This window comes from Chloroflexota bacterium, from assembly GCA_035652535.1.
Lineage (GTDB): Bacteria > Chloroflexota > UBA6077 > UBA6077 > SHYK01 > DASRDP01.
Genome location: DASRDP010000124.1, coordinates 62,902 through 77,190 on the forward strand (window position 1 = coordinate 62,902; position 14,289 = coordinate 77,190).

Here is a 14,289-nt window from a genome sequence, read left to right on the forward strand (position 1 = left end):
AGGAATGTGCGCGCATGATCGACCTGTCGAAATTTGAAGAAGCGGTGAATCACGCGCTGGAGGATGGCAACCCCTGCCTTCTCGCGACGGCCGACAGCTCGGGCCAGCCGGACATCGCCTTCAAGGGCAGCATGATGGTGTTCGATAAGGACCACCTTGCATGGTGGGAGCGCAGCCTGGCCGAGCAGATCGAGCAGGTTGCCCAGAATCCCAAGATCGTGGTCTTGTATCGAAGCACGTCCCGCGGAATGCTCCTCCGCTTTTACGGCCAGGCCACGATCCACCGCGAGGGCGCGATGCGTGAACAGATCATGGGGCGGACGATCCCCGTTGAATTGGAGAAGGACCCGGAGCGAAAGGGCTTCGGCGTCCTCGTCCGCGTGGATCGCGTCCGCCTCGCCGGCAAGACGCTCCAGGAGCGCGACGGCGCGAGCTGAGTCGACCGCTCTCGCGAGACTCCACGCTCTCGAGTCAGGCTCGCGCGCGACGAGCAGCGAGACGGCATGGTTGTCGCGCCGCTTGCGTTGACGCGTTTTCCGAGCAGGTCTATACTCGCGGCAAGCGCCGCGTGAACGCGCGCGAATCGAGAGAGGAGGCGACGCGCCGTGTACACACCGGAAGACCTCCACGGTCTGAACGCCATGATCCCCGCATGCGCGAAGGACGTGGAGATAGGGCTTGACTCAGACGACACCGTCGACGTCGACAACCTCACGGAGTGTGTGGACAAGCTGATCCGCGACGGCATCAACGTCGTATCGGCGATGGGGAGCTACGGTGAGTTCCACACCCTGACCGAGAACGAGTTCAAGACGATGACCAAGGCGACGCTCGACGCCGTGAACAAGCGGGTGCCCGTGTTCATCGGCGTGACGAGCCTCAATAGCCGCGAAGTCGTTCGCAAGGCGAAGATCGCGCGCGACCTCGGGGCGGAAGGAATCTTCACCGGTGTTCCCTTTTACTACCCGCCCACGGTGGACAACGCCATCCAGTTCTACCACGACCTAGCGGACTACTTTCCGAATCTCTCGATCCAGATCTACCACAATCCTCCGTTGCACAACATCCACATCCCCGTCTCCGCGTTTCCGAAGATCACGGAGAAGCGGAACGTGGTGTCGATGAAGGACAGCCATCGTTCCACGATGGAATTCATCCGTTTGATTGACGTAACGAAGGGGAAGATCAGCGTGTTCGTCAATCAGATGCAGTACTACCCGTACCACGAGCTCGGGGCCCGGGGCTTCTGGTCCACGGACGTCTCCATGGGCCCATGGCCGCTGCTCAGGCTGCGGAACTGCACGGATGCGAATGACGGCGAGGGGGCGAAAGAGGTGCTGCGGGACATCCAGGCCATCGCCACCGGGAGCCAGGACTTCGGCGGCCCGCAGGACAACGCCCGTAAGCTGGGCGCCAGTCGAACCGGATACGCCAATCAGGGCCCGAACCGCCCGCCCTTCGTGGTTGTGCGGCCGGAGTCCCTCGAGAAGGCTATCCAGCGAGCCGAGGGCTGGGCTCGGCTCAACGCGAAGTACCGACCGCTGGTGGAAGCGCCAGTCGCCGCAGGGCGCGCGTAAGGACGCGTCGCTCGCGCGTACAGCCCCGAGGGTAACACGGAAGGCTGCACCTCACGGGGTGCAGCCTTCCTCATGGCGCTTGCCCGGGGCGGCGAACGAGGGGGGAAGGATGGCACGCGCGTATCGCCTCATATCCGCGGACTCGCATCTCGAAATCGCGCCCAATCGATGGACGGGGCGCGTCCCGGCGAAGCATCGCGACCACGCGCCGCGGCTCGTGGAGCTGGAGGACGGCGGGCACGGCGTGATCGTCGAGAATCGCCCGCTCTACGTTCTGGGCCTGGCCGTGACCGGAAAGCCATATCAGGAGCACCAGCTCTCGGGCATTCGCTACGGTGAAGGGCCGGGGACGGCGAGCCCCGAGCAGCGGCTGAAGGAGCAAGACCTCGACGGCGTAGACGCCGAGGTGATGTACACCTCGGCCGGCAACGGGGGCTTCTGGCGCGGCATCGGCAACGACGAGGCCTACCGGGCCGTCATCCACGCCTACAATGAGTTCCTCGCCGAGGAATACTGCGCGGTCGACCGCGATCGCCTCCTCGCCATGCCCGTCATCCCGAGCACCAGCGTGAACGACGCCGTCGCGGAGATGGAGTACTGCAAGAAGGCGGGACTAAAGGGCGTGGCCCTCAACTCCTTCCCCAGTGGCAAGGGCTATCCGACGGCGGAAGACGATCGCTTCTGGGCGGCCGCGTGCGACCTCGACATGCCCATCTCCGTTCACATCGGCTTCATTGGACGCGAGGGGCCGGTGTTCCAATACTCGAAGCACCCAACCGCGGCGGGATTCGGCACCGACCCGGTGCGCCTCCTGACCCGGTTCGGGGGCGGGATCAGCCAGAACGCGATCCAGCTCATTTTCGCGGGCGTCTTCGATCGATTCCCGGAGCTGCGGATCTACTGGGCCGAGACGATGATCGGCTGGGTCCCCTATTTCTACGAGCAGGTCGACGACATCTACGAGCGATGCCGGTACTATGCCGAGCGCGAGTACGGGCTTCCCCCTCTGAAGCGACGGCCGAGCGAATACATCAAGGACCACTGCATCTGGGGCTTTCTCCATGATCCTTGGGGGGTCAAGGTCCGGCACGATGTAGGCGTGAAGAATGCCATGTGGGGCAACGACTTTCCGCATTCGGCCGGCAACTGGCCCAACTCGCGCGAGATCCTCGACGAGATGTTCGCCGGCGTGCCGGACGACGAGCGGAACCGACTCGTCTGTCAGAACGCTGTCGAGTTCTTCCATCTCGACGATCTGAAGAACTGACCGCATCGGACGTTGCGTTCGGTTCGAGATCCGCGCGCCCGGGCGCGGTGGAGGAGGCCATGGAGCTAGACGACTTTAATCGATGGCTCAGCGAGCGACATATGGGCGGCATGTGGAACATGTCGCGGGGTCCGGCTGAGGAGGTGAAGCCGTGCATCTGGAAGTGGGATGACATTCACACGGCGCTCACGACCGCCGCTGCGCTCGTCCCTATCGACGCCGTCGCCATGCGTACGATTCAGCTCAAGAACCCTGGCCTCAGCGGCCGCATGAGCAACACCCTCCACTTTTCGGTGCAATGCCTCATGCCTGGAGAGCGGACGAAGGCGCATCGCAACCTGGTCAGCGAGACGCGCTTCGTGCTGCAGGCGCCCACCGGGGCGGAGTTCGTCGTGGACGGCGAATCGTTTCCCATGTCTTCCGGAGACGTGGTGACCACACCCAATTGGAGCTGGCATGACCACCACAACGGAGGCAACGAGCCGGCCATCTGGCTGGACGGGATGGACACGCGGCTCGTGGGCATCGGCAAGGGCATGAACGAGCGCTTCGGCCAGGATCAGCAGCCCATCGAGCTGCCGGAGGGTTATTCGAACCGTCTCGTCGCCCATGCCAAGCCGTCCTGGATCGGGTGGGATAGGCCCACCCCGCCTCCGCACCGGTATCCGTGGGCGGAAACGTACGCGGCGCTCACGGCATTGCGCGAGCAAGAGATCGAGGGTCATCCTTGCGATGGGTTGCAGCTCACCTTCACGAACCCGCTGACGGGGGGGCCGACGCTGCCGACGTACGCCTGCGAGATCCAGCTTTTCAATCCGCGGCAGAAGGCCGGCACCCACCGACACAACAGCACGACGATCTACCACGCGTATCGCGGGAGCGGCGTGACGACGATCGAGGGTGAGCGATTTGAGTGGTCCCAGGGTGACATCTTCATCGTGCCACCGTGGACCTGGCACGCTCACGAGAACGCGTCCGATACGGACGCGATCCTCTATTCCATCAGCGACTGGCCCGCAATGAAGGCGCTGGCGCTGTACCGCGAGGAGACGCAAGAATCGCGCTAAGTTGCACTTCGGCACTCAACGAGTGCCGATGGATCGCCGTGACGGAGGCGAGAACCATATGGAGATCAAGTACGGCCTGGTGAGCTGTGATTCACACGGCCAGCTCGACCGAGACGCGTTCACCAGTCGGATGTCTGAGGCGAAGTGGGGAGATCGCATCCCCCAGGTTGTGGAGGTCGAGGACCACGGAGAGCGGGTCGAGCGTTGGACCGTCAACGGCAAGCTGCAGAGCGGCGGTGTCGTCAATTGCCCCGCGGCGATGCACGAGAAACGCTACTACCCCAAGCGGTGGGAGGAGGTCCCCCGGAAGGTGTACGACCCGGCGGCGCGTCTGCGTGCGCTCGACGAAGATGGCATCGACGCCGAGGTGCTGTTCCCCAACACGCCGATTCAAGGGTTCAACTTCTGCTTCGGCGACCCGGAATACGAGATGGCGTGCGTACAGGCATATAACGACGCGCTCGGCGAGTGGGCCAGGTACAGCGACCGGTACATTCCCGTGGCGATCATTCCGTACCTCAGCCCTATAGAGAGCGTCGTGGCGCAGGTCCAGCGGGCGGTCGACCATGGACATCGGGGGATCGTGATCTTGGCGGAGCCAGGGATGGCCTTGAAGGGCGCCAGGCACCTGAACGATCCGTACTGGGATCCCCTCTGGGCGGCGTGCCAGGAGATGAACATCCCGATCAACTGGCACGGCTCGGCCGGCCTGGCCAGCGAGCTGGCGGTGCCGAGATGGGAAGGGTTTTCGACGCGGCAGTTTCATACGGTGTCGACCGGTCGGCTCTGCGCAACGCCGTCGCAGCTCATCCCGTATCTCCTGCTGACGGGAATCCTCGACCGATATCCGCGTCTCAAATGGGCCTGCGCCGAGACTGGGATGGGATGGATGGCATACGTCCTCGAGGCCTGCGACCACGAGTGGGAGCGGCGTCGACTGTGGACCGAGGGAGTCCTAAGCCGCCCCAGCGACGCGTTCCGGCGCCAGATCTACGTCGACTTCTGGTTCGAACGGTCGGGAATCGAGCTGCGGGAGTTCATCGGGGTCGACAATATCATGTGGGAATCCGACTATCCACACATCACGTCCACCTATCCCGATTCGTGGGAGCACGTAGAGCGCGTGGTGGCCGGCGTGCCCGACGACGAGCGCAAGAAGCTTCTCTACGAAAACGCGCTCCGGCTGTATCGGCTCGCTTGATCGAAGCCCGAGCGAGGGGCTTTGGGGGTTTTTCAACCGATGGTGCGGAAGTTTGGCCTGATCAGCGTCGACGACCACGTTCAGGAGCACCCCCGAGTCTGGACGGAGCGCCTTTCGAGATCCTGGGGAGATCGTGTCCCCCACATCGCCGCGCGTGACGGACGCGAGAGGTGGGTGGTCGATGGGGTCCCGATCCCCATTTCCGGCGTGGCATCCGCGGGGGCGCTTTGTGCCGATCGTCGCGCCGCGCCGCGGAGCTGGTCAGACGTGCCTCGGGCCGCGTGGGACCCCGTGGAGCGATTGAAGGCGATGGATGCTGACGGCGTCGACGCCTCGGTGCTGTATCCGACAGTTGCGGGGGTTGGGGGAGAGACGTTTGGTCGGATCACCGATCCGGCCCTCGAGCTTGCTTGTGTCCAGGCGTACAACGATTGGGTGATCGATGAGTGGGCCTCGACGAGCGAGCGGTTCATTCCCCAGTGCATCGTTCCGCTCTACCCCATCGCCGCCGCCGTGGCGGAGCTGGATCGGGCGGTGGATCGCGGCCATCGGGGTTTGATCTATCCCGCGATACCGATGGAGCTGCGCGACGTTCCTCACATCAACGGGCCCGAGTACGATCCGTTGTGGGCGGCGTGCGAGCGATTGCGGGTGCCCGTGTGCTTCCATTCTGGCTCCGCGGCGTCGATCCAGGTGCCTGCCGCGTCGGACATGCCGCCTCGAATCGCGGCCGCGTTCACGTCAATCGCTCGGTCGGCGAGCACGGTGTCCATCGTGGTGAATCTTCTGGTCTCGCGGATTCTGCTGCGCCACCCCGCTCTCCGCGTGGTCTTCGCGGAGAGCTCCCTGGGCTGGGGCGCCTATCAGCTCGAGTTTGCCGACCAGCAGGCGCGAGAAGATGGGCTGCACCTCGAGGGATACGACCTCACGCCATCGGAGATGTTCAAGCGGCAGTGTTACCTCACGGGCTGGTACGGCCGCGCCGGAATCCTTACGCGCGGGTTCATCGGCTCGGCCAACATCATGTGGTCCACGAACTTCCCCCTCGAGACCTCCACCTGGCCCGAGTCGCGGACGCAGATCGAGCGAAGTTTTGCTGGAGTTCCCGACGACGAGCGCGAACAGATGCTGTGGGGCAACGCCGCGCGGCTCTACAAGCTCTGATCGCGCGCAGTCGCCAGCGGCGAGCCCATGAAGCCGATCGACCCCCAGCGCCCCGGGGTCGCCCTCACGATCGCCGGGTCGGATTCGTCCGGTGGGGCCGGCGTTCAAGCCGATTTGCGGACCTTCGCCCTGCTCGGTGTCCATGGCGTATGCGCAGTCACCGCGCTCACCGCGCAGAACCCCCGCGGCGTCATCGACGTGCTGCCCGTTCATCCCGAATTCGTGGGTGGACAGATCGATGCCGTGGCGCAGGACTTCGGCATCGGCGCGACGAAGACGGGCATGCTCGCGGAACGGGGCGTCGTCGAGATGGTCGCCGCGAAGGTGCGCGAGCACGGGCTCCAGCCGCTCGTGATCGATCCGGTCCTCGTCGCGACGACGGGGAGGCGGCTGCTCGACCATGACGGGCTATCGGCTCTCGTCTCCCAGCTGTTGCCCCTAGCCACCGTCGTGACGCCGAACATCGACGAGGCCGAAGCGCTGACCGGGCGATCGGCTCGAACGCCGACCGCAATTCGCGATGTGGCCCGTCACCTTCACGCGCTCGGGCCGGGCGCGGTCGTGGTGAAAGGGGGGCATGCGAGGGACGCGGACGCGGCCATCGACGTGCTCTTCGACGGACACGGCTTTCGGGAGTTCAGCGGGCCACGATACGCGGTGCAGGCGGTGCACGGCACCGGATGCGCCTTCTCCGCGGCCATCGCGGCCTGCCTCGCCCGCGGCGACGATCTTCCGACGGCCGTCGCAGGCGCAAAGAGCGTCGTCGCCGCGGGAATTCGGCGCGCGATTGTTGCGGGTGACGGCAGCTACTTGGTCAATACCGTGTCGCGTGCAGCCGATTCATAAACCGTGAACCATGTGTGAACGGGATGTTAGATAACTATTCTGCCTAAAAGCTGTAACTCAATTGCGGCTGATGCGTTTGAATACGTAGCTGGGACTTTGGTTCATGTGCATGTGGAGATGTACGATGCTTCGAAGCGTGCTCTTTTCCGTTCTGCTTTTTGGATCGATCCCGTTCCTCCTCGGCCCGTTCGCCCACTCCGCGGTCGCGGAACAGCCGTCAGACACGCCGACCCCGACCCCCACAATCACGCTCACGCCGGGGCTAACCGATACGCCGACGTCCACGCCGACGCCGACCCCCGTGCTCAATCCACCGCCGGGGCTGCCCGACCTGACCGTCGCGGTGACCGCGCCCCCGGTTCCCGTGCCAGCGGGAGCGCAGGTCTTGTTCAACGTGACGATCAGCAACGAGGGCGCTGCGCCATCAGCCGCGACGACGCTCAGCGACGTAATCCCACCTGGCGCCGCCCCTGGACTCGTGCCGCCCGGGTGCCGCGTCACGCTGGTCGAAATCGTCTGTCCCGTCCCCAGTGTCCCAGCGGGCGGTAGCGCGTCCCTGGTCATCGGCCTCGTGGCGACGGGCGACACGCCCGTTATCACCAATGGCGTGGTCGTCGATCCGGCGAACCAGGTCACGGAGACGGACGAGACCAACAACGTGGATTTCGTTGGTGTTCCGGTCCTGCCGCCACCGCCGCCGCCTCCGCAACCGCCCGCTCCCGGGCAGCCAACGGCGACTCCGGCCGCCCTGCCGACGCCGACCGCGGTCCCGGCGCCGCCTCCTCCCCCGCCTGCGCAGCCGCCCGTCTCCGGCCCACTGTGGCTGCACATACTGGCTCCAACGCAGGCGTATTCGGTGACCAACGCGCCGTTATGGGTCGCGCAGCCAGATGAGTGGTACTACGTCGTTCGCCAGGAAGGCGGCTGGGCGCTCGCCATCTGGGAGGGGGACACGCCGGAGTGGTCGGTGTGGATCCAGCTCGACGCCCGGGTCGAGCTGACGCCGACCCACGTTCCATCTGCGCGGCCACCGGCCCAGCAGCTCTGGCTCGTCGTATTCGCCCCGACCCAGGCCTTCTCGGTCAACATGGATCCGTTATGGGTGGCGCAGCCCGGTGAGTGGTACCGCGTCACGCAGCAAGAGGAAGGCTGGGCGCTCGCCTACTGGGAGGGCGACTCGCCCGCAAATCAGGTCTGGATTCAGCTCGATTCGCGCGTGCAGCTCACAACTGCCTGAACGTGCAGTGGGAGGGCAGCCGCCTGCCGGCTGCCCTCCTCGACGCGTGGCTCAGAGGTCCTCGATCTGGAGAAACGCGCGTGGGCGCTTTCCCAGGCGCCGGCCGCCCGATGAGGTCACCTCGATCGTATCGCCCCACACGATGCCTTCGCCCCGCAGCTGGGCGTTTTTGCGACGAACGGTCGGCTTCATGATGAACACCATTCGCTCCTGAAGCTGCATCTGCCCGACCTCGGGAGAATACCGGCCCATGAGGAGCGGCCAATCCTCTCCGAGCCCGCGACCATGCAGGGTGAGGCTCGATTCGAACCGATCGGACTTTCGGCCCACGATCTCGGCCGCGTGAATCAGCTCGTCGAACGTCGTGCCCGGGCGCATGATCTCGCGCACGGCTTCAAACGCCTCGCCTTGCCACTTGAATTGCTCCTCGACTTCGGGTGGGATGCGCCCCACGCACATCGGCTGGACCTGCTGCGCACAGTAGCCGCCGTATCTCGCCTCGATCTCGTTGAAGATCATGTCGTCTTTTTGGAGCAGACGCGTCGTGGCTTGGAGCAGCCGCTGGGAGACGCGGCCCCAGGGGCCCGATAGCCACGACAGCAGCGTGGGCATATCGCCGCCGTTGGCGATCTGTTCCCAAATCATCCACGCATACACTTCGCTCTCCCGTACGCCGGGACGCGCCGTTCGGTACATTGCGTCGACGGAGCGCTCGATCAACTCGACCGATTTCTCCAGGAACCGAATCTCCTCGGCGCTCTTCACCATTCGGGGCTCCTGGCAGATCCACGTTCCGTTGACGATCGCCGCGTTCGGGACAAGCTCACGAATGCGATCGAGCGTCCCTGAAGGAACGATCCCCTCGGGGGCGCGGAGGTGGTCCCGCAGCCCAGAGATGGCGATGGTTCCCTTTTCGAGCCCCAGCTCCTTGATCCGTTCCGCGATGAGGTCTCCCCACGCGCGTCGCGTGACCCGAAAATCGCTCATCCAATCACGCGCCGCGGGCCCCTCGTAGTACGGATTGATGACGAAGCCGGTCGGCTCGCCCTCCAGCGGGAACACGAGCGACGCGTCGACGTTGTTGCCGCCGATCTGCGACAGGTACTGCAGGTCCGCCTGCCAGTGATTGTGGTGTCCCGTGTGGTAGACGCAGACGAGGGCGTCCACGCCCTGCTCCGCCATCCTCTTGCGTACTGCGGCCCATCGCCGGTCCCGCTCGGCGAGAGAGAACCGCGGAACGGGCAGCTCGGATGGTGACATCATGGGATTCCAGCCCCCTTCGCAAAATCATCGCGTTGTTGGACGCCCAAGGGTGTGATTCTCTTCATAGCCTCCCTCGCTCGTGCCGCGCAAGGGAGTCCGCGGACGGCGTCTCCTGCTATACTGGCCCCCTAACGGGTTGCGGACGCATCCGCCAGGTCAGCGATGCGGGCCCGCAGGCCCGGCCCGGCGACTTTCACTCTGGCGATCCCCCTATGGCGCGGCACAGCTCTCCCAATCCCCGCCCCGGCGCATCGAGCCTCCTCTGCGCGGCGATCGCCGTATCGTTTTTGCTGCAAGGGTCGCGTCCAATCGCGCTGCCGGCGCTGAACATCACCCTGCCGACGGTGTTGCTGCATCCGGACACCGTCCGCGACGCGCCCACGCCGACCGTGGGCCGCCCTACGCTGATCCCGTCGGGCGCCACGCCAACTCCCTCGGTGTCGGACCCGCTCCTCCGCGCTCGGCAGCAGCGGCTCAATGGCGAGCTTGCAAACGCCGTGGCATCGTATCACCAGGCGATCCAAACGCAGCCATCTTCCGCGGTGCAATCGGCGATTGAGGGGAGCGCTGCGATGATCGACGGGGGTGACTACCGGGGGGCCATAGATCTCGCGACGTTTGCCATCCAGCGGCGATCCGATGCCGCAGACGCGTATCTCGTGCGGGCGCGGGCGAATGAAGCGCTGGGCGATTCGAATCAAGCCCTGGCGGACCTGGACACGACCCTCGCGCTGAACCCGGCGGACGGGTATGCCGGTTTCCTCAAAGGCCAGATCTATCAAACCGAGGGCGATGCGCAGGGCGCAGTCGACGCGTATGCGCAGGCGCTCGCACGGCCGATGAGTCGCCTATGGCAGGTAGCCGCTGCAGCTCGGATGGGGTCGATATTGCTGGATCTTGGCGATCCCGCGGGCGCGGTTTCGTCGTTGCAGCGGGCAGCGGACATCGCGGCGCAGGTCGAATCGAACCACGAGCCCATCTGGTTCAATGGCGAGCTGGTCCGCATGGGGAGTGAGGCGCGCCGGCCGGCCGTCCTACTGACGCTTGCCCGGGCGCAGGACGCGGCAGGCGCCGTCAGCGACGCGGCAAGCGTGTACGCGCAGATTGCCAGCGACTACCCGACGAGCGGCGAATCGTCGTCCGCGCTGTCTGCCCTGGAAGATGATGGATTTGCGGGCCTGGTGAGCGACTTCGTGCGCGGTCGCGTGCTGCTGGCGAGCGGGAATCCGTCCGATGCGATCGATGCGTTCGCATCCGTCGCACCCGACGGCCCGAACGCGGCGCCGGCGCGGTACTATGCCGCCCTGGCGCAAGGGGCGCTCGGGGACGCGACCGAGGAGGGCGCGGAGCTTCGCTCGATGGCCCGCGAGTTTCCCGGCCATCCCCTCGCAGCGACGGCGCTCCAGCAAGCGGCCCAAATCGTCGAGGCGACTGATTCGGCGCAGAATGCGATTGCCGCCTACGAATCCGTTGCCGATGCGTTTCCCGCGAGCGACGAAGCGACATCGTCGCTGTTCCGAGCGGCGGCGCTGCGGCTCGGGAGCGGCGACCGGGTCGGCGCAGAAGCGGCGTGGAAGCGCATCGCGGACCTCACCTCGTCGAGCACGGTCCGTGCGCGGGCGCTGTTCGCCCGGGGGCGGGCGCGACTTCAGGATCGAGACGACGGTGGTGCCACCGATCTCGCCGACGCCGCGCGCGCCGCTCCATGGTCATACGACGGTTTGCGCGCCGCGGATGTCGTGAAGCGCGGCCTGGGAGCTGAGCCCCTTGTCGCGCAGCGCGCGGCGCGGCTCTCTCCTCCGCCTCCGAAGTCTGGAGACGATTCCGCATGCGCGAGCTGGCTCGACTCGTGGGCATCTGACGCGCAGGAGGCCGCGGGTCAGCCCGCCGCCATCGACCGGATCCGCCGGCTTTCCGCCGTCGGTCTGTCCGCCGCCGCCGAGTCCGAAGCGCTCGACGCTGCCCGAGACTCCGCGAGCCAGCCCCACGCGCTCTTCGCGCTGGCGCGAGCGCTGACCGATTCGGGCATGTTCTCCCCGGCGATCTACGCCGCAAATCGTCTCGCCAGTGTGAGTCCGGCGGGCTCGCTCGAGTCCGCGCCCGATTGCCTCCGCCGCATCGCATATCCGCAGGCCTTTGCGGACCTGGTCCAGGACCAATCGATGCAGAACGGCCTCGATCCATACGTCCTGCTCGCGCTGTTGCGGGAGGAGAGCTGGTTCGACCCGATGGCGCGCTCGGGATCGCCGGCCTACGGATTGAGTCAGGTGACCCAGCCGACCGGCGCCGACATCGCGCGCGGGCTCGGCAAAGCCGATTTTCGGCCAACCGATCTCTATCGACCGACGATCAGCGTGGCATTTGGCGCGTGGTACCTCGGGCAACAGCAGCGCTCATTCAACGACCGCCCCCTGCTTGCTCTCGCCGCCTACAACGCCGGGCCGGGCAACGCGCGGCGCTGGACCAACGGGAATGCAGGCATCGATCCCGACGACTTCGTGACGAACATCGATTACCCGGAGACGCGAACCTACGTGCGCTCCATCTACGAGATTTACGCGACGTACCGAGCCCTCTACGGCGGATAGAGCCACGCGCCCGACGCCGCTCGACTCCGGTCCGCGGTTACCGGCGGAAGAGGACCCGGCGGAAGGTCTCGGCGTATTCGACCCCGTGATCTTCCCCGGCCTTTCGCAGGCGTTCCTTGGCGAATTCGGCCACTCGATCGAAGTCGCCGAACTGACTCTCGTGATGACGCAGCGCGTCCACCTTGCACGAGACGGAATCGCTCACGTCCACGAAATAGTTCGGATCATTGGCGCCCCACAGGTAGAGCTGTGGGACTGAATGCGGCTGCAGCCCGGCGGCGATCTGCTCCGGGTACTGCAGCGGACTGCGGGAGAAGGGATACACGGCGTCGACCGCGGCCTGTCCGGCCGCCCGGTGGTCGGCGTGGTTCACATAGCCCGTCGAGGTGATGATGGTGGACGGATCGTGGGTGAACACGGCGTCCGGCTTCCACGTTCGAATCCAGCGGACGACGTCGCCCCGGAGGTCGATTCCGTACACCAGTTCGCCGTCGCGGCGGGGAAGGAATGCCACCTCGCTGACGCCGATCACGGCGGCGGCCGCGCGCTGCTCGCGCTCGCGTCGGGCCGCCAGCTCTTCTGGGTCCACGCCAAACTCGTCGCTCCCCTTGTCACCGTTGGTGCAGATCAGATAGAAGGCGGTCGAGCCCTGCCGCACCCACTTGGCGACAGTTCCTCCACACCCGAACTCGGCGTCATCGGGGTGGGCCGCGACAACCAAGATGCGGCTGGGGATTTCCTCAGCCTCGGCTGCGCGCTGCTCTTCACTTGCCACGGCCCGAACGTCCGATGGCTCAGTCATCTTGATCTTCCTCCGTCAGCGCACCCGTGTAGGGTGCGCGGCTTGGGGTGTACGTGGCGAACGACGTTGGAGATTCCCAGAAGCGCACGGCCGCGACCGGGAAGTGGTGCTCGGCCGCGATGTCGTAGATCAGCTCGGCCAGGCATTCCGCGGTGGGGTTCCGGTCCATCACGTACACGGGCTCGTTCATCTCGATCAGGACGGGCAAGAGCGGGTCATCCCGTCGGAGCACCATCTTGTGGTCGACGTGTTCGTCGATCCAGTCCTGAATGGCGTGCTTGAGGACCGTGAAGTCGGTGGCGATATCGGCCGCGTCCAGTTCTTCCGTCGCCAGCTCCACCTCCACCCGGGCATTGTGCCCGTGGGGATGGGCGCATTTGCCGTCGTAGTTCATGAGTCGATGACCGTATGCGAAGTGGATCTCGGTTGTGACTCGATACACGATCGCCCCTCTCACGCCACGAGGCGCCCGCCATCGACGGGCAAGATGGCGCCGGTGATGAAGTCCGACCCCTCGATCAGGAAGAGCGTCGCCGCCGCGATGTCGCGCGGCGATCCCCAGCGGCCCAAAAGCGTGCCGGCTCGGGCTTCCTCCGTCTCGGCAGCGGAAAGATCAAGTGGCGGCGCGATGGGGCCCGGAGCTATGGCGTTCACGCGAACGGTTGGCGCCAGCTCGCGGGCGAAGGCCATCGTCATCGTGATTATCCCGCCTTTCGCGGTGAGGTAGGGCAGGTAATCCGCATAGGGCCGATACGCAGCCCAGTCGGCGAGATTGACGATGGCGCCGCCCCCACTTGCGATCATGTGGCGTCCGATCTCGAGGCAGCAAAGAAAGGGCCCCTTGAGATTGACGGCGATCGACTCGTCCCACTGCTCCTCGGTGAGCGTCGCGAGTGGCGTTTTGGGGTAGATCGATGCGTTGTTGACCAGCGCGTCGATTCGTCCGAACCGATGGGCGGCATGGTCCCGAATCCGTCGTACGTCATCGCCGCGCGAAACGTCGCCCTGGAGCGCGATGGCAGCGCCACCGCGAGCGGCTATCTCGTCGACCAGCTTGCCCGCGGCTTCGGCCGACGTGCGGTAGTTGATGACCACGTTTGCGCCGCGGCCCGCGAGCGCCAAACAGATCTCCCGTCCTATTCGGAGCGCGCTTCCCGTGACGAGCGCAGTGCGGTCTCGAAGCTCCACGTGCCACCTCGTGTACGGAAGGGAATGCCTAATCTTGCACTATGGTCAATGCACCGGTAAAGTAGCCTGTTCCCACACACCGTTTCGGA

13 protein-coding genes are annotated in these 14,289 nt (G+C 65.6%); 9 read left to right on the forward strand and 4 right to left on the reverse strand.

Annotated features, from left to right (window positions below; all coding sequences use genetic code 11):
• The first annotated feature begins 14 nt into the window (after positions 1-14).
• The 8 genes from VFC51_15755 (at position 15) to VFC51_15790 (ending at position 8,359) form a co-directional block, all read left to right on the forward strand.
• The gene (locus VFC51_15755; protein ID HZT08478.1) at positions 15-437 is read left to right on the forward strand and encodes a pyridoxamine 5'-phosphate oxidase family protein; all 423 of its coding nucleotides are present in this window, start codon (positions 15-17) and stop codon (positions 435-437) included.
• Positions 438-605: 168 nt separating this feature from the next.
• Positions 606-1,577, forward strand: coding sequence for a dihydrodipicolinate synthase family protein (locus VFC51_15760; GenBank protein HZT08479.1), 972 nt, complete (start codon positions 606-608; stop codon positions 1,575-1,577).
• A 109-nt stretch (positions 1,578-1,686) separates the two neighbouring features.
• Positions 1,687-2,844, forward strand: coding sequence for an amidohydrolase family protein (locus tag VFC51_15765; GenBank protein HZT08480.1), 1,158 nt, complete (start codon positions 1,687-1,689; stop codon positions 2,842-2,844).
• 59 nt (positions 2,845-2,903) lie between these two features.
• Positions 2,904-3,911, forward strand: a complete 1,008-nt coding sequence (locus tag VFC51_15770; protein HZT08481.1) for a cupin domain-containing protein — start codon at positions 2,904-2,906, stop codon at positions 3,909-3,911.
• Positions 3,912-3,939: 28 nt separating this feature from the next.
• Positions 3,940-5,112, forward strand: a complete 1,173-nt coding sequence (locus VFC51_15775) for an amidohydrolase family protein (GenBank protein HZT08482.1) — start codon at positions 3,940-3,942, stop codon at positions 5,110-5,112.
• Between the two features lie 267 nt (positions 5,113-5,379).
• Positions 5,380-6,276, forward strand: coding sequence for an amidohydrolase family protein (locus tag VFC51_15780; GenBank protein HZT08483.1), 897 nt, complete (start codon positions 5,380-5,382; stop codon positions 6,274-6,276).
• 27 nt (positions 6,277-6,303) lie between these two features.
• Positions 6,304-7,122, forward strand: coding sequence for a bifunctional hydroxymethylpyrimidine kinase/phosphomethylpyrimidine kinase (gene thiD / locus VFC51_15785; protein ID HZT08484.1), 819 nt, complete (start codon positions 6,304-6,306; stop codon positions 7,120-7,122).
• Between the two features lie 124 nt (positions 7,123-7,246).
• The gene (locus tag VFC51_15790; GenBank protein HZT08485.1) at positions 7,247-8,359 is read left to right on the forward strand and encodes a CARDB domain-containing protein; all 1,113 of its coding nucleotides are present in this window, start codon (positions 7,247-7,249) and stop codon (positions 8,357-8,359) included.
• 51 nt (positions 8,360-8,410) lie between these two features.
• On the opposite strand, the gene VFC51_15795 is transcribed toward VFC51_15790, so the two are convergent.
• The gene (locus VFC51_15795) at positions 8,411-9,622 is read right to left on the reverse strand and encodes a M24 family metallopeptidase (GenBank protein ID HZT08486.1); all 1,212 of its coding nucleotides are present in this window, start codon (positions 9,620-9,622) and stop codon (positions 8,411-8,413) included.
• A gap of 212 nt (positions 9,623-9,834) precedes the next feature.
• On the opposite strand from VFC51_15795, the gene VFC51_15800 reads away from it, so the two are divergent.
• On the forward strand, positions 9,835-12,210 hold the full coding sequence (locus tag VFC51_15800; GenBank protein HZT08487.1) for a transglycosylase SLT domain-containing protein: 2,376 nt from the start codon (positions 9,835-9,837) through the stop codon (positions 12,208-12,210).
• 37 nt (positions 12,211-12,247) lie between these two features.
• Here the strand turns inward: VFC51_15800 and VFC51_15805 are convergent, their stop codons facing one another.
• The 3 genes from VFC51_15805 to VFC51_15815 are packed head-to-tail and all read right to left on the reverse strand — an operon-like array spanning position 12,248 to position 14,200.
• A complete protein-coding gene (locus VFC51_15805; protein ID HZT08488.1) occupies positions 12,248-13,012 on the reverse strand; it encodes a PIG-L deacetylase family protein in 765 nt (254 codons plus the stop codon).
• Positions 13,005-13,454 carry a 6-carboxytetrahydropterin synthase gene (locus VFC51_15810; protein HZT08489.1) on the reverse strand — a complete coding sequence of 150 codons (450 nt, stop codon included), beginning with the start codon at positions 13,452-13,454 and terminating at the stop codon, positions 13,005-13,007. The genes VFC51_15805 and VFC51_15810 overlap by 8 nt, the downstream gene beginning before the upstream one ends.
• 11 nt (positions 13,455-13,465) lie before the next feature.
• Entirely contained in the window at positions 13,466-14,200 is a 735-nt protein-coding gene (locus VFC51_15815; protein HZT08490.1) for an SDR family oxidoreductase, read from the reverse strand.
• Positions 14,201-14,289: the final 89 nt, after the last annotated feature.